The following is a 24,227-nucleotide window of genomic DNA, read 5'->3' as shown; positions in this document are numbered from 1 at the left end:
GTCCGCGTCAGCCCGTGCTCGTCCCGAAGAGCAGCCCGAGCAGGTAGGTCACGGCGGCGGCCCCGAACCCGATGCCGAGCTGCCGCAGAGCGCGCCGCAGCGGCGAGGCACCGCTCAGGACCCCGACGACGGCACCGGTCCCGAGCAGGGCGAGACTGACCAGGGCGGCCGCCAGACCGATCGCCGGCCAGCCCTCGAGCCCGAACAGGTAGGGCAGCACCGGGATCACCGCACCGGAGGCGAAGAAGCAGAAGCTCGAGAGCGCCGCGCTGGTGCCGGTCCCGATCGCCTCGTGGTCGTCCGCGTCGTCCGTGACGCCCGGGCGCGGCAGCGCCGACCGCGACCGGACGACGGGGACGCCCCCGGTGGTCGGCGCGGCGAGCAGCGAGGCGATCACCTCGTCCGCGTGCGCGGCGGCCTCGTCCTCGGTCATCCCCCGCGCCCGGTAGACCAGGGCGAGTTCGTTCGCGTCGACGTCGAGGTCGGCGACCGCGTGCTGCGCCTCGGGGTGCGGCGTCGAGGCCTCGAGCAGTTCCCGCTGCGACCGCACCGACACGTACTCCCCCGCGCCCATCGACAGCGCGCCGGCGAGGAGGCCCGCGACACCGCTGAGCAGGACGAAGTGCCGGTCCGCTCCGGAGGCGCTGATGCCGATGATGAGCGCCAGGTTCGACACCAGGCCGTCGTTCGCCCCGAACACCGCGGCCCGGAAGGTCCCGGACAGACGCATCCGGCCACGGTTCGCGAGCCCACGCACCACCTCGCCGTGGATCCGTTCGTCGGCCGCCATCGTCGGGGTCGCGTCGGCGTCGTCCGCGTACGGCGAGCGGTCCTCGGCCCGCTGCATGAGCGCGAGCACGAACACCGACCCGAACCGCTTCGCCAGCGCGGCGAGCACACGGGTCCGCAGGCTGCCCGCGAGCGGTCGGCCGACGTCGTCGCCGAGCAGGTCCCGCCAGTGCTGTTCGTGGCGGCCCTCCGCCTCGGCCAGGGCCGCGAGGATCTCGCGCTCCTCACCGCTCCGACGCGTCGAGAGGTTCCGGTACACGGCCGCCTCGGCCCGCTCGTCCGCCAGGTAGCGGCGCCACCGGTGGACGTCGGCCCGCGTCCGCGTGCTGTCGGACTGGAGGCTCGGGTCACCCATGCGACGCTCCTCGCGTGATCGGTCGGTCGGGACGGGACCACGCTACCGACGCAGGGCCGCGTCCGGGACGCGCCCCGGGCCTCCCGGCCGTCCGAACCGGGCATGAACACGACGCGAGGCCGCCACCCGCAGTGGGTGACGGCCTCGGATCGTGACGCTCCGATCGTGACGCTGGGTCAGTCGCGGACGTACGCCGGAGCGGCCTGGGCGTGCGCGTCGCCGATGCGGTGCACCCGGAGGTCGTTCGTCGAGCCCTCGAGTCCGGGAGGGGAACCCGCCGTGACGATGACCCGGTCGCCGGGGATGGCGAGTCCGTTGCCGATGAGGACGTCGTCGACCTGCGAGAAGAGCTCGTCGGTGTGCGTCTTCCGGTCGACCAGGAAGGAGCGCACACCCCACGTCAGCGCCAGGCGGCGACGGGTGGCCTCGTTCGGCGTGAACGCGATGATCGGCAGACCGTGGCGGAGGCGCGACATCCGGCGCGCGGAGTCGCCGGACTCGGTGAACACGCAGAGGTAGGACGCCTCGGTGAACTCGGCGATCTCGACGGCGGCCAGGGTGATCGCACCGCCGAGCGTGCGCGGCTTCGTGCCGAGCGGGGCGATGCGCTCCAGGCCGTGGTCCTCGGTCGACTCGACGATGCGGGCCATGGTGCGGACCGTCTCGATCGGGTAGTCACCGACGCTCGTCTCGCCGGACAGCATGACCGCGTCGGCACCGTCGAGGACGGCGTTCGCGACGTCGGAGGTCTCGGCGCGGGTGGGGATCGGCGACGAGATCATCGACTCGAGCATCTGCGTCGCGACGATGACCGGCTTGGCCATGCGGCGGGACAGCTCGACCGCGCGCTTCTGCACGATCGGGACCGCCTCGAGCGGGAGCTCGACGCCGAGGTCACCACGGGCGACCATGATGCTGTCGAAGGCGTCGATGATCTCCTCGAGCGCGTCGACGGCCTGGGGCTTCTCGACCTTGGCGATCACGGGGAGGCGCTTGCCCTCTTCGTCCATGATCTCGTGGGCCCGGACGACGTCCGAGGCGTTGCGGACGAAGGACAGCGCGATGAGGTCCGCACCGATGCGGATGCCCCAGCGGAGGTCGGCCTCGTCCTTCTCGCTGAGCGCGGGGACGTTCACCGCCACGCCGGGGAGGTTGATGCCCTTGTTGTTCGAGACCGTGCCGCCGACGACGACCTCGGTGCGCACGCGCACCCCGTCGGTGTCGAGGACGCGCAGCCGGACCCGGCCGTCGTCGATGAGCAGCGGGTCGCCGGGCTTGACGTCCTGCGGCAGCCCTTTGAAGGTCGTGCCGCAGACGTCCTTGGTGCCGGGGATGTCCTCGGTCGTGATGGTGAACTCGTCACCGACGGCCAGCTCGTGCGGGCCGTCCGCGAACTTCGCGAGACGGATCTTCGGACCCTGCAGGTCGACGAGGATCGCGACGGGCTTGCCGAGCTCCTCGGCGGCACGACGGACGTTCTCGTAGTTGGCCTCGTGCACGCTGTAGTCACCGTGGCTGAGGTTCAGGCGGGCCACGTCGACCCCGGCCTGGATGATCTGCTTGACGACCTCGTAGTCGGCGGTGGCAGGTCCGAGCGTCGAAACGATCTTTGCGCGTCTCAATGGATTCCTTCGTGTGGTGGTGTGGCTTCGGGAACGACGAGAGGCCACCAGCACCCTATCGAGTGCGGGTGGCCTCTCGTCTACGGGGAGGGGACCATCAGACCGAGATCGCCCGGTCCGTCGCCTTGACCGGGGCCGGCAGGATCGTCGAACCCTCGAGGTACTCGTCCACCTTCGAGGCGGCGGCACGGCCCTCGGCGATCGCCCAGACGATCAGGGACTGACCGCGACCGGCGTCACCGGCGACGAAGACGCCCGGCTCGTTGGTCGTGTAGTCGGCCTGGCGGCTGACCACACCCGAGACGCTCGTCGGCAGACCGAGCTGCGGCTCGAGCGTGTCGGTCTCGGGACCGGTGAAGCCCAGCGCGATGAGCACCAGGTCCGCCGGGATCTCCCGCTCGGTGCCGGCCTTGGGGACCCGGCGGCCGTCGAGGTACTCGGTCTCGGCCACGCGCAGGGCGCGGACCTCGCCGGCCTCGTTCGACAGGAACTCGACCGTGGACGCGAGGAACATGCGCTCCCCGCCCTCCTCGTGGGCGCTCGTGACCTCGTAGACGGTCGGGAACATCGGCCAGGGCTGCTCCGACGGACGCTCGAGCGGCGGCTGGTTGCCGATCGCCAGGTTCGTCACGCTGAGCGCGCCCTGCCGGTGGGCGGTGCCGATGCAGTCCGCGCCGGTGTCCCCGCCGCCGATCACGACGACGTGCTTGCCCTCGGCGCTGATCTGGTTGTCGACGACCGTGCCGGCGTTCGCGCGGTTCTGCTGGACGAGGTAGTCCATCGCGAAGTGCACGCCGGAGAGGTCGCGGCCCGGGATCGGCAGGTCGCGCGGCACCGTGGCGCCGGTGGCGACGACGACCGCGTCGTAGCGGGACTTCAGGTCGTCCCAGGTGATGTCCCGGCCGATCTCGACGCCGGCGCGGAAGCGGGTGCCCTCGGCCTGCATCTGGGCGAGGCGGGCGTCGATCTGCCGCTTCTCCATCTTGAAGTCCGGGATCCCGTAGCGGAGCAGACCACCGATGCGGTCGTCACGCTCGTAGACGGCGACGGTGTGGCCGGCACGGGTGAGCTGCTGCGCGGCGGCCAGGCCGGCAGGGCCGGACCCGACGACGGCGACGGTCTTGCCCGTCAGGCGCTCCGGCGGGTGCGGGGTGACCCACCCGTTCTGGAACGCGTCGTCGATGATCGACACCTCGACCTGCTTGATGGTCACCGGCGGCTGGTTGATCCCCAGCACGCAGGAGGCCTCACACGGGGCTGGGCAGAGGCGACCGGTGAACTCCGGGAAGTTGTTCGTCGCGTGCAGCCGCTCGATGGCCTGACGACCCTCGCCGCGCCAGGTGAGGTCGTTCCACTCCGGGATCAGGTTGCCGAGCGGGCAGCCCTGGTGGCAGAACGGCACGCCACAGTCCATGCAGCGACCGGCCTGACGCTTCAGCGCACCGGACTCCTGCTGCTCGTAGACCTCTTTCCAGTCCATGAGGCGGACCGGCACGGGGCGGCGGGGCGGCAGTTCACGTTCCTGGACCTTCAGGAACCCCTTGGGGTCAGCCACGGGTCACCTCCTGGGTGCGGGTCGAGCGGGAGTGGGGAGAGCGAGTGCGGTCAGCCACCGGTGACCTCCAGGATGCGGTTCCAGACGACGGTGCCGTCCGGGTCGAGGCCCTCGTCGACGGCCTGGCGACGCGTCTCGAGCACGGCCGCGTAGTCGCGCGGCAGCACCTTGACGAACTCGGACAGGTCGCCCGAGTCGAGCAGACCGGCGGCGATCGTCGAACCGGTCTCGTCGGCGTGCCGGCGGAGCAGGTCGGTGACGATCTCCACGTCGGCGCTGTCCAGCGGCTCCAGGCGGAGCTCGCCGGAGGCCAGCGCGTCGGTGTTGACGAGTTCGTGCCGGAGCCCGCGGACGTACGCCGTGCCTCCCGACATGCCGGCGCCGAGGTTCCGGCCGGTCTCGCCGAGGATGAGCGCGAGCCCACCGGTCATGTACTCGAGCGCGTGGTCGCCCACGCCCTCGACGACCGCGGTCGCGCCGGAGTTGCGGACCAGGAAGCGCTCCCCCACGATGCCGCGGATGAACATGCTGCCCTGGGTCGCGCCGTAGCCGATGACGTTGCCGGCGATGACGTTCTCGGCCGGGTCGAACCCGACGTCCTCCGCCGGACGGACGACGATCTCGCCACCGGACAGGCCCTTGCCGACGTAGTCGTTGCTGTCGCCGATCAGACGGAGCGTGATGCCCGCCGGCAGGAACGCGCCGAGCGACTGGCCGGCCGACCCACGCAGGGTGATGTCGATCGAGCCGGTCGGCAGGCCGTGCTCGCCGTGCCGGAGGGTGACCTCGTGCCCGAGCATCGTGCCGACCGCGCGCTCCGTGTTGCGGATCGGCAGGTCGAGCGTCAGCGTGCCGCCGTGCTCGAGCACGTCGGACGCCTCGGCGATGAGCCGGACGTCGAAGTGCTGCTCGAGCTCGTGGTCCTGGGCCCGGCGGCGGCTGCGCGGCTCGTCGGGGGCGAACTCCGGCCCCTTGAGCACCGGCGCGAGGTCGAGCCCCGAGGCCTTCCAGTGCTCCACCGCGCGGTCCACGTCGAGGGCGTCGGCGTGACCGATCGCCTCGTCGAGGCTGCGGAAGCCGAGCTCGGCGAGGAGCTCACGGACCTCCTGCGCGATGAACTCGAAGAAGTTCACGACGAACTCCGGCTTGCCGGAGAAGCGCTTGCGGAGCTCCGGGTTCTGCGTCGCGACGCCCACCGGGCAGGTGTCGAGGTGGCAGACGCGCATCAGGATGCAGCCCTCGACCACCAGCGGGGCGGTGGCGAAGCCGTACTCCTCGGCGCCGAGCAGGGCGGCCACGACGACGTCGCGACCGGTCTTCATCTGCCCGTCGACCTGCACCGTGACGCGGTCGCGCATGCCGTTGAGCATGAGCGTCTGCTGCGTCTCGGCGAGACCGATCTCCCATGGTGTGCCGGCGTGCTTCAAGGAGTTCAGCGGGCTGGCGCCGGTGCCACCGTCGTGGCCGGAGACGAGCACCACGTCGGCCAGGGCCTTCGTCACGCCGGCTGCGACCGCGCCGATGCCGGACTGGCTGACGAGCTTGACGTGCACGCGGGCCGAGGGGTTGGCGCGCTTGACGTCGAAGATCAGCTGCTTGAGGTCCTCGATGGAGTAGATGTCGTGGTGCGGCGGCGGCGAGATGAGGCCGACGCCCGCGGTGGCGTGGCGGGTGCGGGCGACCCACGGGTACACCTTCTGCGGGGGCAGCTGGCCACCCTCGCCGGGCTTCGCGCCCTGTGCCATCTTCAGCTGGATGTCGGTGGCGTGCGTGAGGTACATGCTCGTCACGCCGAACCGCCCGGAGGCGACCTGCTTGATCGCGCTGCGCCGCTCGGGGTCGAGCAGTCGCTCGACGTCCTCGCCGCCCTCGCCGGTGTTCGACCGGGCACCGAGACGGTTCATCGCGATCGCGAGGGTCTCGTGCGCCTCCTGTGAGATGGACCCGTAGGACATCGCACCGGTGTTGAAGCGCTTCACGATCTCGGCGATCGGCTCGACCTCGTCCAGCGGCACCGGAGTGCGGTCGCCCGCGGTGAAGCCGAACAGGCCGCGCAGCGTCATCAGCTGCTCGGACTGGTCGTCGACCGCTTTCGAGTACTCGCGGAACACGTCGTACCGGCGGGCACGGGTGGCGTGCTGCAGGCGGAAGACGGTGTCCGGGTTGAACAGGTGCGGCGGTCCTTCGCGGCGCCACTGGTACTCGCCGCCGGTCTGCAGACGCTCGTGGGAGAGCACCGCGCCGTCCTGCGGGTACGCCTGGGCGTGACGCTCGGCGTTCTCGGCCGCGATCACGTCGACGCCGACCCCGCCGAGGATCGACGACGTGCCGGTGAAGTACCGGTCGACGAACTCCTGGCTGAGCCCGACCGCCTCGAACGCCTGCGCGCCGGCGTAGCTCGACACCGTCGAGATGCCCATCTTCGACATGATCTTCAGGACGCCCTTGCCGAGCGCCTTGATGACGTTCTTGACGGCCTGCTCCGGGGTGAGCCCGGTGATCATGCCGGAGCGCACGAGGTTCTCGCACGTCTCCATCGCCAGGTACGGGTTGATCGCCGAGGCGCCGTACCCGATCAGGGTCGCCACGTGGTGCACCTCGCGCACGTCGCCGGCCTCGACGATCAGGCCGACCTTCATGCGCTGCTCGGTGCGGATCAGGTGGTGGTGCACGGCGGCGAGCAGCAGCAGGCTCGGGATCGGCGCGCTCTCGGCGTTGCCGTCGCGGTCCGACAGGACGATGAACTGCTTGCCCGACTCGATGGCCGCGTCGACCTCGTCACAGACGGCCTGGAGGCGCTGCTCCATCGCCGTCTCGCCGGCGTCGACCCGGTAGAGCCCACGGATCGTCACGCTCAGGTGCCGACCGGAGGCCGTCTCGAAGTGCTGGACCTTCGCCAGCTCGTCGTTGTCGATCACCGGGAAGTCGAGGACGATCTGCTTCGCGTGCTCGGGTCCGGCGCTCAGGAGGTTGCGCTCCGGCCCGAGACCGAGGCCCATCGACGTGATGACCTGCTCGCGGATCGAGTCGAGCGGCGGGTTGGTGACCTGTGCGAACTGCTGCGTGAAGTAGTCGAACAGCAGGCGCGGGCGCTGCGACAGCACCGCGATCGGGGTGTCGGAGCCCATCGCACCGAGCGGCTCGGCCCCGGTCTGCGCCATCGGACGCAGCAGGACACGGACCTCTTCCTCGGTGTACCCGAACGCCCGCTGACGACGGGTGACCGAGGCCGGGGTGTGCACGATGTGCTCGCGCTCCGGCAGGTCGTTGAGGTTGATGCGACCGGACTCGAGCCACTCGGTCCACGGGCCCGAGGTGGCCAGGTCGCGCTTGACCTCGTCGTCCTCGATGATCCGGCCGTTCTCGGTGTCCACCAGGAACATCCGGCCCGGACGGAGACGCCCCTTGCGGACGACCTTCGCGGCGGGCACGTCGATGACACCGGTCTCGCTGCCCATCACGATGAGGCCGTCGTCGGTGACCAGGAAGCGACCGGGACGCAACCCGTTGCGGTCGAGCGTCGCGCCGACGAGCGTGCCGTCGGTGAAGGTGATCGCGGCCGGGCCGTCCCACGGCTCCATGAGCATCGAGTGGTACTCGTAGAACGCTCGGAGCTCGGGGTCCATGTCGGTCTGGTTCTCCCAGGCCTCCGGCACCATCATCGACATCGCGTGCGGCAACGACCGGCCGGTCAGCGTGAGGAGTTCCAGGACCTCGTCGAACGAGGCCGAGTCGCTCGCACCGGGGCTGACGATCGGCAGCAGCGGCGCCATGTCACCGAGCAGTTCGCTCTCGAGCTGCGACTGCCGCGCTCGCATCCAGTTGCGGTTGCCGCGGACGGTGTTGATCTCGCCGTTGTGCGCGAGCGAGCGGAACGGCTGCGCGAGCGGCCACGACGGGAACGTGTTCGTGGAGTACCGCGAGTGCACGATGGCCAGGCGGGACGCGAAGCGCTCGTCGCTGAGGTCCGGGTAGAACGGCTCGAGCTGCAGCGTCGTGACCATGCCCTTGTAGACCATGGTGCGGCTGGACAGCGACATGAAGTAGAGCTCGGTGCCCTGTTCCGCGCGCTTCCGCAGTCGGAAGGCCTGGCGGTCGAGGTCGATGCCCGAGCGGAGCGCGCCGTGCTCGTCGTGGTGGGTCGACGCGACGAAGACCTGCTCGAAGGCGGGCATCGCGGCGCGGGCGAGCGTGCCGAGGACCTCGGGCCGGACCGGCACCTCGCGCCAGCCCAGGACACGGAGTCCCTCGGCGACGGCGAGCTGCTCGACCGCGGCCTTGGCGTCGGCGCGTGCGTCGGCGTCGAGCGGCAGGTAGGCGGTGCCCACGGCGTACTGCCCGGCGTCCGGCAGGGCGAAGTCGACCACGTCGCGGAAGAACGCGTCCGGCACCTGGCAGAGGATGCCGGCGCCGTCACCGGTCCCGGCGTCGGACCCGACCGCACCGCGGTGCTCGAGGTTGCGGAGCGCGCCGAGGGCGGCGTCGACGATGTCGTGCCCGGGCGTCCCGCGGAGCGTCGCCACCATGGCGAGACCGCAGGCGTCCTTCTCGTTCGCCGGGTCGTACATGCCGGCGGCGTCGGGGATCGCGGAGAACCGTCGGTGCGGCGAGCGGAGCCCGGACGGGGCGGACGCGCCGTTCGGGACTGCAGCGGGCTGGGGTGGCAGGAGCGCCATGGGGAACCGTCCTCACGAGGAAGTGGAACAGGGACAGCGATGGCCCGGTGGTGCGTTCCGCCCGAGCGGGCGGGACTGGTGCCCGTGCTCGCCGTCAGGCTGTGCCCTGACGGCGTGCGAGGAGTGGGGTCCGCTTGTGGCGGACCGCAAGCGCGGTGTGGTGCTGCGTTCGGGAGAGGCTGGGGACCTCAGTGTCGGTCGGCGACGGCGGCGACCGGCTCCGGATCGGCGACACCGGTGGTGGTGTCGTGCTCCGAGTAGGTGTCGTCCGAGTCTACATCGGACTTCGAGCGAGGCTCGCGACCCGGCAGGTACGGGCTCGGTTCCTTCCCGACGTGTCGTCGGGTCTGGATGGCGAAGATGATGATGCCGAGCAGGATCGCGGCGAAGGACATCCAGACGTTGGTGCGGATGCCGGCGAACGTCTCGCTCGTGTCGACGCGGATGGACTCGAGCACCGAGCGGCCCAGGCCGTACCAGACCAGGTAGAGCGCCATGACGCGGCCCCACTGCAGGCGGAAGCGGCGGTCGAGCAGCAGGATCAGCACGGCGCCGACGACGTTCCAGATGATCTCGTACAGGAACGTCGGGTGGAACAGCACGCCCTCCGGCAGGCCCTTCGGGTACGCCGGGTTGGTGGCTTCGATCTGCAGACCCCACGGCAGGCTCGTCGGCATGCCGAAGAGCTCGTGGTTGAAGTAGTTGCCGAGACGACCGGCCGCCTGGGCGAGGAGCACACCGGGAGCGGCGGCGTCGATGAAGGCCGAGAAGCGGAGACCCGCCATACGGCAGCCGATCCAGGCGCCGACCGACCCGAGGATCAACGCCCCGAAGATGGCGAGCCCGCCCTCCCAGATGTAGAAGATCGAGAACGGGTCGATGCCCGGGCCGAAGTAGTCGCTGACGTGCGAGAAGACGTGGAACAGGCGACCGCCGATGATGCCCGCCGGCACCGCCCAGATCGCGATGTCGATGATGATCCAGCGCTCGGCGCCGCGGGCGTTCAGCCGGTTGTTCGTGAGCAGCACGCAGATGACGATCCCGATCAGGATGCAGATCGCGTACGCGTGGATCCGGAAGTCGAGCGGGAGCGTCACGTTGAACGTGTCGTGCAGCCACGCGGTCAGGTCGAAGTACTGCCAGGCCGTGCTCGGGCTCGGGATGCTCAGGAGGGGCATGTGCGACTGTCGCCTTTCACGTGTGGAGCTGGTCAGCCGGTGGGGCTGGCGGCCCCGTGCGTTGCGGGCCTCCGGGCCCGGTCGGCCCGGATCACTGTAGCGCGGGTCAGCGCCGTGCTGCGCCGGACGACAGGTCGGCGGCGCGGTCGGCCACCCCGGTCACGCCGAGGTCGGCGAGGGCACGGACGAACGCCGAGCCGATGATCGCCCCGTCGGCGTACTCGAGCACCTCGGCGACCTGGTCGGCGGTCGAGATGCCGAGGCCGACACAGGTGCGCTGGACGCCGGCGTCACGCAGGCGCGAGACCACCGTGCGGGCTGCCGTGTCGACGCCCACCCGGGCACCGGTGACGCCCATGGTCGAGACCGCGTACACGAACCCGCGGCTGCGGTCGACGGCCTGACGCATCCGGGTGTCGGTCGAGGACGGCGCGGCGAGGAACACCCGGTCGAGCCCGGTGCGCTCGGAGGCGTCGATCCACTGCTGGCCCTCGTCGGGGATGAGGTCCGGCGTGATGAGACCGGCGGCACCGGCGGCGACCAGGTCGTCCGCGAACCGTTCGACGCCGTAGCGCAGCACCGGGTTCCAGTAGGTCATCACGAGGACCGGCACGTCGACGCGCTCGGTGATCGCGTTGACGGCGTCGAACACCTGGGCGACCTTGAAGCCGTTGGCCAGGCTCTCCTCCGCCGCACGCTGGATGACGGGGCCGTCCATGACGGGGTCGGAGTACGGCAGGCCGAGCTCGATGACGTCGACGCCGTTCTCGGCGAGGGCGACGGCGGCGTCCACGCTGGTCTGCAGGTCCGGGTAGCCGGCAGGCAGGTAGCCGACGACGGCCCCGGCGCGCTCGGCGTTGGCGTGGTCGATCGTCTCGGCGACGGTCTTGTTCGTGCTCACGACTGGACCGCCGTCTCGTCGAGGATGCCGAAGTACCGGCTGGCCGAGGCCACGTCCTTGTCGCCACGACCGGACAGGTTCACGAGGATGACGCCCTCGGGCCCGAGTTCCTTACCGAGCTTGATCGCGCCGGCGAGGGCGTGCGAGGACTCGATCGCCGGGATGATGCCCTCGGTCCGGCTCATCAGCCGGAAGGCCTCCATCGCCTCGGTGTCCGTGATCGGCTCGTACTTCGCCCGCCCGATCGACGCCAGGTACGCGTGCTCCGGACCGACGCTCGGGTAGTCGAGCCCGGCGGAGATGCTGTGGCTCTCGATGGTCTGGCCGTCCTCGTCCTGCATCAGGTAGGACTTGGCACCCTGCAGCACGCCTTCGCGGCCGAGCGTGATGCTGGCCGCGTGCCGACCGGTCTCGACGCCGTCACCGCCCGCTTCGAAGCCGTGCAGACGGACCGACTCGTCGTCGAGGAACGCCTCGAAGATGCCCATCGCGTTCGACCCGCCACCGACGCACGCGGCGACCGCGTCCGGCAGGCGTCCGACGCGGTCGAGCACCTGCTGCCGGGCTTCTTCGCCGATCACCTTGTGGAACTGGCGGACCATCTCCGGGAAGGGGTGCGGACCGGCGACGGTGCCCAGCAGGTAGTGGGTGGACTCGACGTTCGCCACCCAGTCGCGGAGGGCGTCGTTGATGGCGTCCTTCAGGGTGCGGGAACCGGTCTCGACGGGGATGACCTCGGCGCCGAGCAGACGCATCCGGGCGACGTTGAGTGCCTGGCGCTCGGTGTCGACAGCACCCATGTACACGACGCAGTCCATGCCGAACAGGGCAGCCGCGGTCGCGGTGGCGACACCGTGCTGGCCGGCTCCGGTCTCCGCGATCAACCGGGTCTTGCCGAGGCGGCGGGCGACGAGCGCCTGCCCGAGCACGTTGTTGATCTTGTGCGAACCGGTGTGGTTCAGGTCCTCGCGCTTGAGGATGATCCGGGCACCACCGGCGTGCTTCGCGAACCGCGGCACCTCGGTGATGATCGAGGGGCGGCCGGTGTAGTCGCGGTGGAGGGTGTCCAGTTCCTCGCGGAAGGACGGGTCCGCCCACGCGGTCCGGAACGCGGTCTCGAGCTCGTCGAGCGCCAGGACGAGCGACTCAGGGACGAACCGCCCGCCGAAGTCGCCGAAGTAGGGGCCTTGCAGGTCACGGAGTGAGGTCACGGTGGTGCTCCAAGGAGTCCGGTCTGCACCGGACGGGTTGTCAGCCGTCGATGAACGACGCGAGCGTGGCGGCGGGGTCGGCGCCGGTGACCAGCGCTTCCCCGACGAGGACGACGTCGGCACCGGCGGACCGGTAGTGGGCGACGTCGGCAGGGGTCTTCACGGCGGACTCGGCCACGCGGACGACCCCGTCGGGGATGCGGTCGGCCAGGGACCCGAAGAGGTCACGGTCGAGCGAGAAGTCGGTGAGGTCGCGGGCGTTCACGCCGAGGATGCGCGCACCGGCGTCGAGGCCACGAGAGACCTCGTCGGCGGAGTGCGCCTCGACCAGGACGCGCATGCCGAGCTCCTCGGCCAGGCCGTGGAGCTGCACGAGGGTCGGCTGGTCGAGTGCCGCGACGATCAGCAGCACGATGTCCGCCCCGGCCGCACGCGCTTCGACGACCTGGTACGGGTCGGCGATGAAGTCCTTGCGGAGCACCGGCACCCCGACGCGCGCCTTGACGGCTTCGAGGTCGGCCAGGCTGCCGAGGAACTTGCGGCCCTCGGTCAGGACGCTGATCGCCGAGGCGCCGCCGCGCTCGTAGTCCGCGGCGAGGGCTGCCGGGTCGGCGATGGTGGCCATCGCGCCACGGGACGGGCTCGCCCGCTTGACCTCTGCGAGGATCTTCACCCGGTCGCCGGGTGCCAGGAACTCGAGCGCGTCGAGCGGCGAGGCCACCCGGTCGAGGTCGCGTTCGACGTCCGCGTACGGACGGTCGAGCCGACGAGCGGCCGCGTCTTCGAGCGCCCCGGCGACCAGGCTCTGCAGCAGGTTCGTACCGGGGACGGACGGGGTCGGCGCGGACGGAGTCGGCGCGGGCGTTCCGTTCGGGGTTGCAGCCGACATGCGCTCAGCCGCCGTGGTGCTTGGTGACGTACTTCGGTCCGTTGACGCCGTAGCCGGCCTTGCCCATCGCGAAGCCCACGATCAGGCCGATCACGACGACGGCGGCAGACGCCCACACACCCCAGGCGAGGTCGAACCAGAAGCACAGCGTTCCGGCGGCGAAGCCGATCAGCATGATGACGACGGCCGTCCAGGCCGCCGGCGAGTGGCCTTCGCCGAGTTCTGCGGGCTCAGTGTTGCTCACGGTGCTCCTCGTTGTCGCTGGCGCCACCGGTCGGGCGGCGCTCCGTCGATCCTACCGTGTCCAGGGTGTCGGGCTGCCCGGCGGCGGCGTCCCCCGCGGTCGGGTCGACACCGGCGCTGAGGTCGTCCCAGTCGACCACCGCGTCGCGGACGACGGGTCGTCGGACGGCGTCCGCGCCGGACGCCGGACCCCCGGCGACACCGGCGGCGGTGGCGGACCCGGGCGTGGCGGCGTCGCCGTACTTCCGGCTCGGACCGGGCCAGGACCGCTGCAGGAACAGCACCGCGACACCGAGGAGCGCGGCGAGGACCCCGCCGATGATCCCGACGACCGGCCAGAGGCTGACGTCGACGCCGGTGACGACCCGTCGGACCGCGCCGACGTCACTGACTCCGGCCACCGAGCCGATGGCGCTCTGTGCGGCGGCGACCGGGTCGGACAGGGCGGTCACACCCGAGACGACGACGGCCACCCCGAGCAGCACCTGCACGACCGCGAGCACGACCCGGACCACGCGCCCGGCGATGGTCATGGCGAGGAACAGCGCGAGGCTGGCGATCGCGACGGCCGTGTACTGCGGCACGACGGTGGCGCCGTCGGCGTCGACGGTCTTGACGACGGCCGCGGTGTGGTCGAGGTGCACGGTGAACCAGGTCTGTGTCCACGAGAGCATCACGAGTCCGGCGACCAGCAGCCCGATGACGACGACGAGTGGGCGGGAACGCTTCACGGGGTGACCACGGTCATCCGGTTGGCGGTCGCCACGGCACGCAACGGAGCGGCGGCCTTGTTGACGGACTCGAGGTGTTCGCTCGTCGGGTCCGAGTCCGCGACCAGTCCGGCGCCGGCCTGCACGCGGGCGACCCCGTCCTGGATGAGGGCGGTGCGGATCGCGATCGCGACGTCGGCGTCCCCGGCGAAGTCGAAGTAGCCGACCACGCCCGCGTACGCCCCGCGCTTGGCGGGCTCGAGTTCGTCGATGATCTGCAGCGCACGCGGCTTCGGCGCTCCGGAGAGCGTGCCGGCCGGGAAGGTCGCGCGGAACACGTCGATGGCCGACATCCCCGGGCGGATCGCTCCCTCGACGCTGGACACCAGGTGCATGATGTGGCTGAACCGCTCGACCGTCATGAACTCGGTCACGGCGACGGTGCCCGGCTCGCAGACCTTCTGCAGGTCGTTGCGGGCGAGGTCGACGAGCATCAGGTGCTCGGCGCGTTCCTTCGGGTCCGCCAGCAGCTCGTCACCGAGGCGGACGTCCTCTTCGGTGGTGGCGCCGCGCGGCCGGGAGCCGGCGATCGGGTGCGTCATCGCCCGGCCGTCCTGCACCTTCACCAGGGCCTCCGGCGAGGCGCCGACGATCCAGAACGGCTGGCCGTCGCGTCCCTCGAGCGACAGGAAGTACATGTAGGGGCTCGGGTTCAGCGTGCGGAGGACCCGGTAGACGTCCAGCGGGTCGGCCGTCACGTCGTGGTCGAACCGCTGCGAGATGACGACCTGGAACACGTCGCCGTCGCGGATGAACTGCTTCGACCGCTCGATCGACGCCGCGTACTCCTCCGGGGTGGACCGGGAGCGGGCGGTCGGCTCGGCGATGTCGAACGCCTCGGCGACGGTCGCGATGCTCGGCTGCACCAGGTCGGCCTGCATCCGGTCGAGTCGGGCCTGCGCGTCCGACCACAGCGTGTCGGCGTCGTCGGTGCCGTCGTTCAGGGCGGTCGCGACCAGGAGCACGAGGCCGGTGCGGTGGTCGAGGGCGGCGAGCTCGGACACGAAGGAGAGCGCCTGCCCCGGCACGTCGAAGTCGGCCGGCGGTGCGTCCGGCAGGTGTTCGAGCTGCCGCACGGCCTCCCACCCGATGAAGCCGACGGTGCCGCCGACGAGTGGCGGCAGACCGGGCACGCGGGGCGTCGCCCAGCGCTCGTGGAGTCGTGCCAGGACCTCGAGCGGTTGCCCGTCGAGGGAGCCGACGGCGCGCTCCGCCGACATCCCGGTGTCGATCCAGGCGGCACGGTCGCCGTCCTGGGTGAGGACACCGAAGCTGCGGACGCCGACGAAGGACCAGCGCGACCAGAGGCCGCCCTGCCCGGCGGACTCGAGCAGGAACGAACCGGCGCGACCGTCGGCGAGCTTCCGGTAGACGCCGACCGGGGTCTCGCTGTCGGCGAAGAGCGCGCGGACGACGGGGACCACGCGGTGGCCCTCGCGGACGAGCCCGTCGAAGTCGTCGCGGAGTGTGGTGCGGGGCGAGTCGCTCATCGTGCGACACCGCCCGTCGCCGTGCCGGGAGCGGAGGCCTCCACCGTGTCGGGCGCCGACGCCGTCACCGGGTCGAGCGGATCGACGTCGAAGCACCGGTGGGCCCCGGTGTGACACGCGGCACCGACCTGGTGCACCGTGACGAGGAGCGTGTCGTCGTCGCAGTCCAGGGCGGCGGCGCGGACGTACTGGGCATGGCCGGACGTGTCGCCCTTGCGCCAGTACTCGCTCCGGGACCGCGACCAGAAGGTCACCCGGCCCTCGGTCAGGGTGCGGCGGAGGGCTTCCCGGTCCATGTACCCGAGCATGAGGACGTCCTTCGACGATTCCTCCTGCACGATGGCGGGGAGCAGTCCGTCCGCACCGAAGCGCGCGCGGTCGAGGACCGCTTCGGTGCTGGTGCTGGTGCTGTCGGTCATGAGGGCACCAGCCTACGGCCCCGCCCGGCGCGCTGGCTGCGGACGGGCACGCCGGACGGGAGGCCCGACCCGGCTGGTCGGGACGGCGTCAGCGGACGACGTGGCCGGTGGCGCGCAGCGCGTCCTTGACGTCGCCCACGGTCATCTCGCCGCGGTGGAAGACGCTCGCGGCGAGGACCGCGTCCGCACCGGCGTCGATGGCGGGGGCGAAGTGGTCGACGTGCCCCGCGCCCCCCGAGGCGATGACCGGTACCGAGGACACCGCACGGACCGCGGCGACGAGCTCGAGGTCGAAGCCGTTCTTCGTGCCGTCGGCGTCGATCGAGTTGACGAGGAGCTCCCCCGCGCCGCGCTCGACGGCGTCGTGCGCCCAGGCGACGGCGTCGATGTCGGTCTCGGTGCGGCCGCCGTGCGTCGTGACGACGAAGCCGGACGGCATCCGGTCGGAGCGCTTCACGTCGAGCGACAGGACGACGGCCTGTGCGCCGAACCGGTCGGCGATCTCGGAGACCAGCTCGGGGCGGGCGATCGCGGCGCTGTTGACGCCGATCTTGTCCGCGCCGCACTGCTGCAGCCGGGCGACGTCGTCGACGCTGCGGACCCCGCCGCCGACCGTGAGCGGGATGAAGACCTGCTCGGCGGTGCGGGTGACGGTGTCCCACATCGTGGCGCGGTTCTCGACGGTTGCCCCGACGTCGAGGAACGTCAGCTCGTCGGCGCCCTGCTCGTAGTAGCGCGCGGCCAGCTCGACCGGGTCGCCGGCGTCCTGCAGGTCGAGGAAGTTGACGCCCTTGACGACACGGCCGCCGGAGACGTCGAGGCACGGGATGACGCGGACCGAGACGCCGCCCAGGGCGGTGGCGCCCGCGGGTGCGGCGGTCACAGGCGTGCGGCGTGGATCGGGCTGACCAGGATCGCCCGGGCGCCGAGGTCGTAGAGCGCGTCCATGATGAGGTTGGCGTCGTCGCGCGGGATCATCACGCGGACGGCCGACCAGTCGCGGTCGTGCAACGGCGAGACCGTCGGGGACTCGATGCCCGACGCGATCCCGGTCGCCTGCTCGAGCAGGGCGGACGGGATGTCGTAGTCGAGCATGACGTAGCCGCGGGCGACCAGGACGCCCTGCAGCCTTCGGCGGAGCACGTCGATGCCGGCGATCGTCTCGTCGGTGGTGATGAGGACCGCGGTGGACTCGAGGATGACCGGGCCGAAGATCTCCAGCCCGGCGGCGCGGAGCGTGCTGCCGGTGGAGACGACGTCGGCGACGGCGTCGGCGACCCCGAGCCGGACGGCGCTCTCGACCGCGCCGTCGAGCTTGACCAGGGTGGCCGTGACGCCGTGCTGCGCGAGGAACTCCCCGACCAGGCCGGGGTAGCTCGTGGCGACGCGCACGCCCTCGAGGTCCTGCAGCGTGCTGTACCGACCGGGGGCGCCGGCGAAGCGGAAGGTGGAGTCCGCGAAGCCGAGCGCGTCGACCTCGTGCGCGGTGGAGCCGGAGTCGAGCAGCAGGTCGCGGCCGGTGATCCCGACGTCGAGTGCGCCGGAGCCGACGTAGGTGGCGATGTCACGCGGGCGGAGGAAGAAGAACTCCACCCCGTTGCGCTCGTCGATGAGGTGCAGCGCCTTCGGGTCACGGCGACCGGCGTACCCGGCCTCCCGCAGCATCTCGGAGGCGGTCTCGGACAGTGAGCCCTTGTTGGGCACGGCGATGCGGAGCATCAGGTCTGCTTCCTGGAGGTGGGGTCGGTGACGGGTCTGCGGTGCGCGGGGTGACGCGCTCCCTACAGATGTCGCCAGACGTCCGCCGGGGTCAGGCCCTTCGCGATCATGAGGACCTGCAGGTGGTACACGAGCTGCGAGATCTCCTCCGAGGTGCGCTCGTCGCCCTCGTACTCGGCCGCCATCCAGACCTCGGCGGCTTCCTCCACGATCTTCTTGCCGATCTGGTGCACGCCGGCATCCAGTTCGGCGACGGTGCCGGAGCCGTCCGGGCGCGTGCGCGCCTTCTCGGTCAGCTCCGCGAACAGGTCGTCGAACGTCTTCACTTCTTCAGGCTACCGGTCCGCGAGGGCGCGCTGCGCCGCCGCTCGGAGATCGGTGATGCGCGCAGCCGGCTCGCCGCCGTAGACCGCGGAGCCGGCGACCAGGGTGTCGGCACCGCTCAGGACCGCCTCGGGCACGGTGTCGACCGCGATGCCGCCGTCGACCTCGAGCCAGACGTCGAGTCCCGACGCGTCGACCGCGGCCCGGGCGTCGGCGAGCTTCGGCATCACCGAGGTCATGAACGCCTGCCCGCCGAACCCGGGTTCGACGGTCATGAGCAGGATCATGTCGTAGGCGTCGAGGTGGTGCAGCACCTGCGTGACCGGGGTGCCGGGCTTCACGGCGACGGCGGCGCGGGCCCCGTTCGACCGGATCGCCGCAGCGGTCGCCACCGGGTCGGTCGCCGCCTCGAAGTGGAAGGTGACGCTCGATGCCCCGGTCTCGGCGTACTTCGGTGCCTCGGTGTCCGCGTCGGTGATCATGAGGTGCACGTCGAGCGGCACCGGCGACACCTGCTGCAGGCGCTGGACGATCGGCAGGCCGAGCGTCAGGTTCGGCACGAAGTGGTTGTCCATCACGTCGACGTGCACCATGTCGGCGGTCTCGATGCGGTGCAGTTCGCGCTCGAGGTTCGCGAAGTCGGCGGACAGGATGCTCGGCGAGATGCGGATCGTCACCCGTCGAGCCTACCGGCCGGTGCCGGACCGGCCGTCGGACCGTCGGTGGTCGGACGACCCGACGGTCAGGCCGTCCGACGGAACAACGCGATGAACATCGCGTCGGTGCCGATCCGGTGCGGCCAGAGCTGCACGGTCCGGCCGTCCGCCACCTGCGGGTCACGGGCCGCGACCGAGCGGACCACCGAGGCGGTGTCGAGCTGCTCGAGCAGGTCGCCGTGGCGGCGCATCAGGGCGTCGACCTGACCCCGCGTCTCGGCCAGGTGCGGCGAGCACGTCACGTACGCCAGGGTGCCGCCCGGGGCGAGCACGCGGACCGCCGCCTCGAGCAGTTCCTCCTGCAGGAGCGCGAGTTCGGCGACGTCCTCCGGTTGCTTGCGCCAGCGGGCCTCCGGACGCCGACGCAGCGCGCCGAGCCCGGTGCAGGGCGCGTCGAGCAGGATGCGGTCGTAGGTGACACCCGCACCGTCGTGGCCGTAGCGGCGGCCGTCGCCTTCGACCACGGTGACGGTGTCGCGGAAGTCGCGGAGGGCCTCCCGGACCAGGCCCACGCGGGCCGGGACGAGTTCGTTGGCGGTGAGGGTGGCGCCGCCCTGGGCGGCCTCGGCGGCGAGGAGCGCGGCCTTGCCGCCGGGGCCGGCGCACAGGTCCAGCCAGCGTTCGCCGGCGCGGACCTCGGAGGAGCGGGACAGCGCGAGGGCGGCGAGCTGGGAGCCCTCGTCCTGCACGCGCAGTCGGCCGGCGGCGACACCGGGGACGCGCGCCGGGTCGCCGGTGACGCCGCGGATGCCGACGGGCGAGACCGGCAGGTCGGGCGCGGGTGAAGCGGGCTCCGCAGCGCTGTCGCCGTCGCGGTCGGGCTGGTCGTGGTCGGGCTGGTCGGCCGCGTCGGCGTCGTCGCTGGCCGGACCGACGGGAGGCTCGTCCCCCGCCACGTCGTCGTCCACCGTCGTGCGCGTGGTCGCCTGCTCGACGTCCTCCGCCGTGGCGACACCGGGCAGCGCGGCGAGCTGGACGCGCGGTGCCTCGTTGTCGGCGGCGAGGAGCGCGACGAGTTCGTCACGGGACCGTTCCGCGGCCAGGGCGTCCCGGAGCGCGGAGACGACCCAGACCGGGTGCGACCAGCGCGTCGCGAGGAGGGCCTCCCCGCCGAGGCCGGCCGTCACGAGGGCGTCCCACTCCTCCGGGGTCTTGCCGGCGACCTTCCGCATCACGGCGTTCACGAAACCGGTGGCGCGGACGACGCCGACCTCGCGGGCGAGCTCGACCGTGGCGGAGACCGCGGCGTGCGTCGGCGTCCGCATGCCGAGGAGCTGGTGCACGCCGAGGCGCATCACGTCGAGCACGTCGGCCTCGATGAGGTCCGCCCGGCGCCCGGACGCGACGGCGACGACCACGTCGTAGCGGCCGATCATCCGGATCGTGCCGTAGGTCAGCTCGGTGGCGAAGCCGGCGTCGCGGGCGCTGAGCCCGGCACGCCGGACGCGCGTCGGCAGGAGCAGGTTCGCGTAGGCGTCGTCGACCTGGACGGCGCGCAGGACGTCGAACGCCACGCGCCGGGCGCTGACCTGCCGGGGCTCCCGCGGCCGACCACCGGGTCGTCCGCCGGTCCGCCCGACGCCGGCGCCGCGCTGGACAGCGCCGCGCTGGCCGGTACCGCCACCGCGCTGGCCGCCGCCGTTCCCGCCGCGCTGGGCGCGATCGTGTTCCGCGCTCATGCGAGCACCTTCCCGTCGAGCGGTCCGAGCCCTCGGGCCCAGGCCGCGGCGTCCATCGCCTTCTTGCCGGCCGGCTGCACCTCGGTCAGCACGAGCGGTTCGTCCGCCGTCCCGACCAGCAGGGCACCGTCCACGAGCCGGAGCGCACCGGGGGTGAGGTGCGGGGCGGTGTCCCCCGAGCCTCCCGGGCGGCCGTCGTGCGTCGCGAGCCGGTGCGCCCGCAGCAGCTTCACCCGGGTCTCGCCGACGTGCGCGAACGCGCCCGGTTCCGGGGTGACGCCGCGGAGCCGGGCGTGCACCACGGATGCCGGGGCGGCGAAGTCGGTGCGGCCGTCCTCGAGCGTCAGTTTCGGGGCCGTCGTCGGCGATCCGACCTGCTCGGTCGCCGTCGCCGTGCCCGCGGCGAGGGCGTCGACGACCCGGACCACCACGTCGGCGCCGGTCTCCGCCATCGCGGCGAGGACCTCGCCGGAGGTGGCCTCCGGGTCGATGGTGAACGGCTCGGACGCGTAGACCGGACCGGCGTCCAGGGCCTCGACCAGCTGGAAGACCGTGGCCGCGGTGGTGGTGTCGCCGGCCATCACCGCGCGCTGCACGGGGGCGGCCCCGCGGTAGGCCGGGAGGTCGGAGAAGTGCAGGTTGACCCAGCCCAGGCGCGGGGCGCCCAGGGCCGGGCGGCGCAGCAGCGCGCCGTACGCGACGATCACGCCGAGGTCGACGTCGAGCGCAGCGATCCGTGCCGTGACCTCGTCGTCCACCCACGAGGCCTCGATCACCGGCAGCCCGAGTTCCGCCGCGACCTGCGCGACCGGCGTCGGCGTGAGCACACGCTTCCGGCCCTGCGGTGTCGGCGGGCGGGTGAGCACCGCCACGATCTCGTGGTCGGACGCCGCCAGAGCACGGAGGGTGGGGACCGCGGCAGCGGGGCTGCCGGCGACGACGAGACGCATCCGACCAGTCTCCCATGCGGCGCACCGCCGCAGAGGCGGCGTGCCCGGCACGGAACTGTCCTCGGTGCGAGGATCCCGCCGCACCGTCGAACGTCACCGTCGACGCACGGGTACGTTCACAGGCGATTCCCGGAAAGGAACGAACATGACAGACCGACTCTCCACCCCAGCACCCACCAGCTTCGCCGAGACGCCCGTGCAGAAGGGCGCACTCGTCGTCGGCATCGTCTTCCTGCTCGTCGGCATCGCCGGCTTCATCCCGGGCCTCACCTCCGGTGACCTCGGCGGTGCCGGCAACGGTTCGATGGGCATGCTGCTCGGCATCTTCCAGGTGTCCGTCCTGCACAACATCGTCCACCTGCTCTTCGGCATCGTCGGCGTCCTGGCCGCTCGTCGTGCCAGTGGTGCGCGGCTCTACCTGGTCATCGGTGGCGTCGTCTACTTCGTGCTCTGGATCTACGGCCTGTTCACCGCGAACAGCGACAGCGCCGCGAACTTCGTGCCGCTGAACTCGGCCGACAACTGGCTGCACCTCGTCCTCGCGATCGGCATGGTCGCCCTCGGCGTCGTGCTCTCGCGTGGGCGTCGGGCACCGGTCGGCGCGGAGCGCACCTCCCGCTGACGCGACGCGGCACATGACGGGAGGCCCGTGGCGGGATCGCCACGGGCCTCCCGTCATGTCCGGGGCCGCGGTGGGCTCAGACCTCCGAGAACGGTTCGGCGTCGTCCATCCGGACCCGGAGCGCCGGGGCCGCTCGTCGCTTCGTCCCGCCCTTGACGACCCGCCGGGTGGACGACCGGCGGATCACCTCGGCTTTGAGGGTCGCCGCCACCTCGGTGCCGTGCCCGTAAGGGAACCGCACGATCGCCCGCACCGTTCCCGGCGTCGGGTCGTCGACGGGCACCGGGCCGAGCACCGGACCGACCGGCGCGTCACCGAGGGCCTCGATGGCGCCGGTCACCGCCTCGTCCGTACCGGTCAGGGTCGCGACCCGCACCGCCGGGGGGAAGAACAGCTCTCGGCGGTCGGTGAGTTCGTCGTGCGCGGGGACGTCGAGCCGCCAGAGGGCCATCGCGTTCGCGAGCTTCCCACCGATGCCGACGAGGTACACCGGCGCTCCCGGAGCGCCCTTCGCCGCGGCGTTCGCCCAGATCCGGAGGACGTCCTCCTGCACACGGAGCCCCTCACGCGCCAGCATCCGCTCGCCGTCCAGGAGCAGCACGCAGGCGTACCCGCCGGCGACGTCGGGTTCGGCGCCGCGCGTGGCGACGACGACCGCGGGGCGAGCGGGGACCGCGTCGATCGGACGTGACCCGTCTGCCACCACGATGCGGGTGTTCGGGAACGCCCGGCCGAGTTCGTCGGCGGTGCGCTGGGCACCCTGGCCGACGGGCTTGAGCTTGCCGTTGCCGCACGTCGGGCAGCGGTACCCGGCCGCCAGCGCCCCGCAGAACCGGCACTGCGGGGTCGACCCGGCGTGCGGGCTGCCGAGCGGACCACCGCACACCCGGCAGTGCGCTCGTTCGCCGCACTGGGTGCAGACCAGGCCCGTGCCGAAGCCCGGGTTGGACACCTGCACGAGCACGGGGCCGTCGTGGCTGGCCTCGCGCGCCGCGCGCCAGGCACTGCTCGGGATCCGGGCCTGCGCGGCGTAGCCGTCGGCGTTCGTCTGGTGGGCGGTCGGGACCACCTTCGGCGCCCGGGCGCGGTGCGGACCGATCTCCTGCAACCACCCGAGCTCGACGAGCCGCTGGACGTCGGTGCTGCGGGCGTGCGACACCATCAGCAGCGCAGCCCCGGACTGGGACGTCCGCACCAGGGCGACGTCGCGGGTGTGCACGTACGGTGCGCGCTGCTCAGCGAACGACGGGTCGCCGTCGTCCCAGAGCGCGATGAGCCCGAGGTCCGACGCCGGCGCGTACACGGCGGCACGGCTGCCGATCGCGACGACCGGGTGCGTGCGTGCCGTGAGGAGTGCCCGGGCCCGCTGCCCGTTCGTCTGCTTGGCGTCGAACCGGACCACGCGCTCGGCGGGCACCAGGACGAGCAGGGCGCGCTCGAGGTCGGCGACGTCGCGGAAGTCGGGGACGGCGATGACGGCGGAGCGCTCCCCCGCCAGCGTGTGCGCGGCGGCCTGTGCCAGGGTCGCTGCCCAGCCCGGGACCCAGGTGGGGTCCGGCGTGGCGGTGGCCTCGGCAGCTTCGGAGCCCTCGGCGGCCGGCGTCGGGGCACTGAGCAGGACCGGGTGCGGGATGGCGCTGACGGCGGCACGGCCTCCGGCGTCGATCACGGACTCGATGACCGCGTCGCCGTACCCCTCGACCGCCCCGGCCGTCACGCTGGGCGGCACGTATGCGGTGTCGCGCGCGAGCCAGGCCTTCTCCGGCCGCACCTGGCGAGTCGGTACGGCGAGCCGCAGCACGTCACTGGCGACGCCCGCGGCGCGGTCCGCCACGGCTCGGGCGAGCTGCCAGACCTCCGGCGCGAGCACCGGCACCGGGCTGACGAGCTCCTCGATCGCGCTGAGCTCCCCCGGGAAGTCGTGCTCCGGGGAGAGTGCGTCGTCGGACACGACCTCGACCACGTAGGCATCGGTCATCCGAGCGCCGGAGCGCAGCGGTACCCGGACCCGGACCCCCGGCACGCAGTCGTCCTCGATCTCGGCCGGCACCCGGTAGTCGAACAGACGGTCGAGCTGCGGGAGCGGCGAGTCGAGGACGACACGCGCGACGGTGGCCAC

General features: G+C 72.1%; 20 protein-coding genes. 1 reads left to right on the top strand and 19 read right to left on the bottom strand.

The genetic code is table 11. The annotated features are described in order from the left end of the window. Positions 1-7: 7 nt before the first annotated feature. The 18 genes from SOM35_RS05520 to SOM35_RS05435 form a co-directional block, all read right to left on the bottom strand. On the bottom strand, positions 8-1,144 hold the full coding sequence (locus SOM35_RS05520) for a VIT1/CCC1 transporter family protein (protein ID WP_320514667.1): 1,137 nt from the start codon (positions 1,142-1,144) through the stop codon (positions 8-10). A gap of 176 nt (positions 1,145-1,320) precedes the next feature. Further along, positions 1,321-2,766: a pyruvate kinase gene (pyk, locus tag SOM35_RS05515; RefSeq protein WP_320514666.1), complete on the bottom strand. Its 1,446-nt coding sequence runs from the start codon at positions 2,764-2,766 to the stop codon at positions 1,321-1,323. A gap of 97 nt (positions 2,767-2,863) precedes the next feature. Beyond that, positions 2,864-4,321 (bottom strand): glutamate synthase subunit beta, encoded by a 1,458-nt coding sequence (locus SOM35_RS05510; protein WP_111073560.1) that lies wholly within the window; start codon positions 4,319-4,321, stop codon positions 2,864-2,866. 50 nt (positions 4,322-4,371) lie between these two features. Beyond that, on the bottom strand, positions 4,372-8,997 hold the full coding sequence (gene gltB, locus SOM35_RS05505) for a glutamate synthase large subunit (RefSeq protein ID WP_475395200.1): 4,626 nt from the start codon (positions 8,995-8,997) through the stop codon (positions 4,372-4,374). Positions 8,998-9,185: 188 nt separating this feature from the next. Further along, positions 9,186-10,175, bottom strand: a complete 990-nt coding sequence (gene lgt / locus SOM35_RS05500; RefSeq protein WP_290156446.1) for a prolipoprotein diacylglyceryl transferase — start codon at positions 10,173-10,175, stop codon at positions 9,186-9,188. A gap of 106 nt (positions 10,176-10,281) precedes the next feature. Then, complete coding sequence (trpA, locus tag SOM35_RS05495; RefSeq protein ID WP_320514665.1) at positions 10,282-11,076, bottom strand: tryptophan synthase subunit alpha; 795 nt, start codon at positions 11,074-11,076, stop codon at positions 10,282-10,284. Continuing rightward, positions 11,073-12,287, bottom strand: a complete 1,215-nt coding sequence (gene trpB / locus SOM35_RS05490; protein WP_221850279.1) for a tryptophan synthase subunit beta — start codon at positions 12,285-12,287, stop codon at positions 11,073-11,075. Before trpB ends, trpA begins: the two co-directional genes overlap by 4 nt. Positions 12,288-12,327: 40 nt before the next feature. Beyond that, positions 12,328-13,101, bottom strand: a complete 774-nt coding sequence (gene trpC / locus SOM35_RS05485; protein ID WP_111073710.1) for an indole-3-glycerol phosphate synthase TrpC — start codon at positions 13,099-13,101, stop codon at positions 12,328-12,330. Positions 13,102-13,180: 79 nt separating this feature from the next. Beyond that, positions 13,181-13,420 carry a DUF6704 family protein gene (locus tag SOM35_RS05480; protein ID WP_111073564.1) on the bottom strand — a complete coding sequence of 80 codons (240 nt, stop codon included), beginning with the start codon at positions 13,418-13,420 and terminating at the stop codon, positions 13,181-13,183. Next, on the bottom strand, positions 13,407-14,150 hold the full coding sequence (locus SOM35_RS05475; RefSeq protein WP_253463211.1) for a Trp biosynthesis-associated membrane protein: 744 nt from the start codon (positions 14,148-14,150) through the stop codon (positions 13,407-13,409). Before SOM35_RS05475 ends, SOM35_RS05480 begins: the two co-directional genes overlap by 14 nt. Further along, positions 14,147-15,679, bottom strand: a complete 1,533-nt coding sequence (locus tag SOM35_RS05470; RefSeq protein ID WP_320514664.1) for an anthranilate synthase component I — start codon at positions 15,677-15,679, stop codon at positions 14,147-14,149. Before SOM35_RS05470 ends, SOM35_RS05475 begins: the two co-directional genes overlap by 4 nt. After that, positions 15,676-16,098 carry a phosphoribosyl-AMP cyclohydrolase gene (gene hisI / locus SOM35_RS05465; RefSeq protein ID WP_253463213.1) on the bottom strand — a complete coding sequence of 141 codons (423 nt, stop codon included), beginning with the start codon at positions 16,096-16,098 and terminating at the stop codon, positions 15,676-15,678. Before hisI ends, SOM35_RS05470 begins: the two co-directional genes overlap by 4 nt. An 88-nt stretch (positions 16,099-16,186) precedes the next feature. Further along, positions 16,187-16,981, bottom strand: a complete 795-nt coding sequence (gene hisF / locus SOM35_RS05460) for an imidazole glycerol phosphate synthase subunit HisF (RefSeq protein ID WP_253463214.1) — start codon at positions 16,979-16,981, stop codon at positions 16,187-16,189. Continuing rightward, positions 16,978-17,817 carry an ATP phosphoribosyltransferase gene (gene hisG, locus SOM35_RS05455; RefSeq protein ID WP_320514663.1) on the bottom strand — a complete coding sequence of 280 codons (840 nt, stop codon included), beginning with the start codon at positions 17,815-17,817 and terminating at the stop codon, positions 16,978-16,980. Before hisG ends, hisF begins: the two co-directional genes overlap by 4 nt. A 62-nt stretch (positions 17,818-17,879) precedes the next feature. After that, positions 17,880-18,143 carry a phosphoribosyl-ATP diphosphatase gene (locus SOM35_RS05450; protein ID WP_110902198.1) on the bottom strand — a complete coding sequence of 88 codons (264 nt, stop codon included), beginning with the start codon at positions 18,141-18,143 and terminating at the stop codon, positions 17,880-17,882. 9 nt (positions 18,144-18,152) lie between these two features. Continuing rightward, positions 18,153-18,818, bottom strand: coding sequence for a ribulose-phosphate 3-epimerase (rpe, locus tag SOM35_RS05445; RefSeq protein WP_320514662.1), 666 nt, complete (start codon positions 18,816-18,818; stop codon positions 18,153-18,155). A 65-nt stretch (positions 18,819-18,883) separates the two neighbouring features. After that, positions 18,884-20,536 (bottom strand): RsmB/NOP family class I SAM-dependent RNA methyltransferase, encoded by a 1,653-nt coding sequence (locus SOM35_RS05440; protein WP_320514661.1) that lies wholly within the window; start codon positions 20,534-20,536, stop codon positions 18,884-18,886. Next, complete coding sequence (locus tag SOM35_RS05435) at positions 20,533-21,486, bottom strand: methionyl-tRNA formyltransferase (RefSeq protein ID WP_320514660.1); 954 nt, start codon at positions 21,484-21,486, stop codon at positions 20,533-20,535. The genes SOM35_RS05440 and SOM35_RS05435 overlap by 4 nt, the downstream gene beginning before the upstream one ends. A 145-nt stretch (positions 21,487-21,631) precedes the next feature. Here SOM35_RS05435 and SOM35_RS05430 point away from each other — a divergent pair, with 145 nt between their 5' ends. Continuing rightward, entirely contained in the window at positions 21,632-22,108 is a 477-nt protein-coding gene (locus SOM35_RS05430) for a DUF4383 domain-containing protein (protein WP_320514659.1), read from the top strand. Between the two features lie 76 nt (positions 22,109-22,184). On the opposite strand, the gene SOM35_RS05425 is transcribed toward SOM35_RS05430, so the two are convergent. Then, positions 22,185-24,227, bottom strand: coding sequence for a primosomal protein N' family DNA-binding protein (locus tag SOM35_RS05425; RefSeq protein ID WP_320514658.1), 2,043 nt, complete (start codon positions 24,225-24,227; stop codon positions 22,185-22,187).

It is taken from the genome of Curtobacterium sp. CFBP9011 (assembly GCF_034045095.1).
In the GTDB taxonomy this organism is placed as follows: Bacteria; Actinomycetota; Actinomycetes; order Actinomycetales; family Microbacteriaceae; genus Curtobacterium.
Note: the sequence above shows the minus strand (reverse complement) of the source record. Positions and strands in the feature narration are given on the sequence as shown.

Bases quoted from the DNA above. Each gene is read 5' to 3' on its own strand.
- SOM35_RS05520 (WP_320514667.1), bottom strand. From the start codon at position 1,144: ATGGGTGACCCGAGCCTCCAGTCCGACAGCACGCGGACGCGGGCCGAC.
- gltB (WP_475395200.1), bottom strand. From the start codon at position 8,997: ATGGCGCTCCTGCCACCCCAGCCCGCTGCAGTCCCGAACGGCGCGTCC.
- lgt (WP_290156446.1), bottom strand. From the start codon at position 10,175: ATGCCCCTCCTGAGCATCCCGAGCCCGAGCACGGCCTGGCAGTACTTC.
- SOM35_RS05470 (WP_320514664.1), bottom strand. From the start codon at position 15,679: ATGAGCGACTCGCCCCGCACCACACTCCGCGACGACTTCGACGGGCTC.
- hisI (WP_253463213.1), bottom strand. From the start codon at position 16,098: ATGACCGACAGCACCAGCACCAGCACCGAAGCGGTCCTCGACCGCGCG.
- hisG (WP_320514663.1), bottom strand. From the start codon at position 17,817: ATGCTCCGCATCGCCGTGCCCAACAAGGGCTCACTGTCCGAGACCGCC.
- SOM35_RS05440 (WP_320514661.1), bottom strand. From the start codon at position 20,536: ATGAGCGCGGAACACGATCGCGCCCAGCGCGGCGGGAACGGCGGCGGC.
- SOM35_RS05435 (WP_320514660.1), bottom strand. From the start codon at position 21,486: ATGCGTCTCGTCGTCGCCGGCAGCCCCGCTGCCGCGGTCCCCACCCTC.
- SOM35_RS05430 (WP_320514659.1), top strand. From the start codon at position 21,632: ATGACAGACCGACTCTCCACCCCAGCACCCACCAGCTTCGCCGAGACG.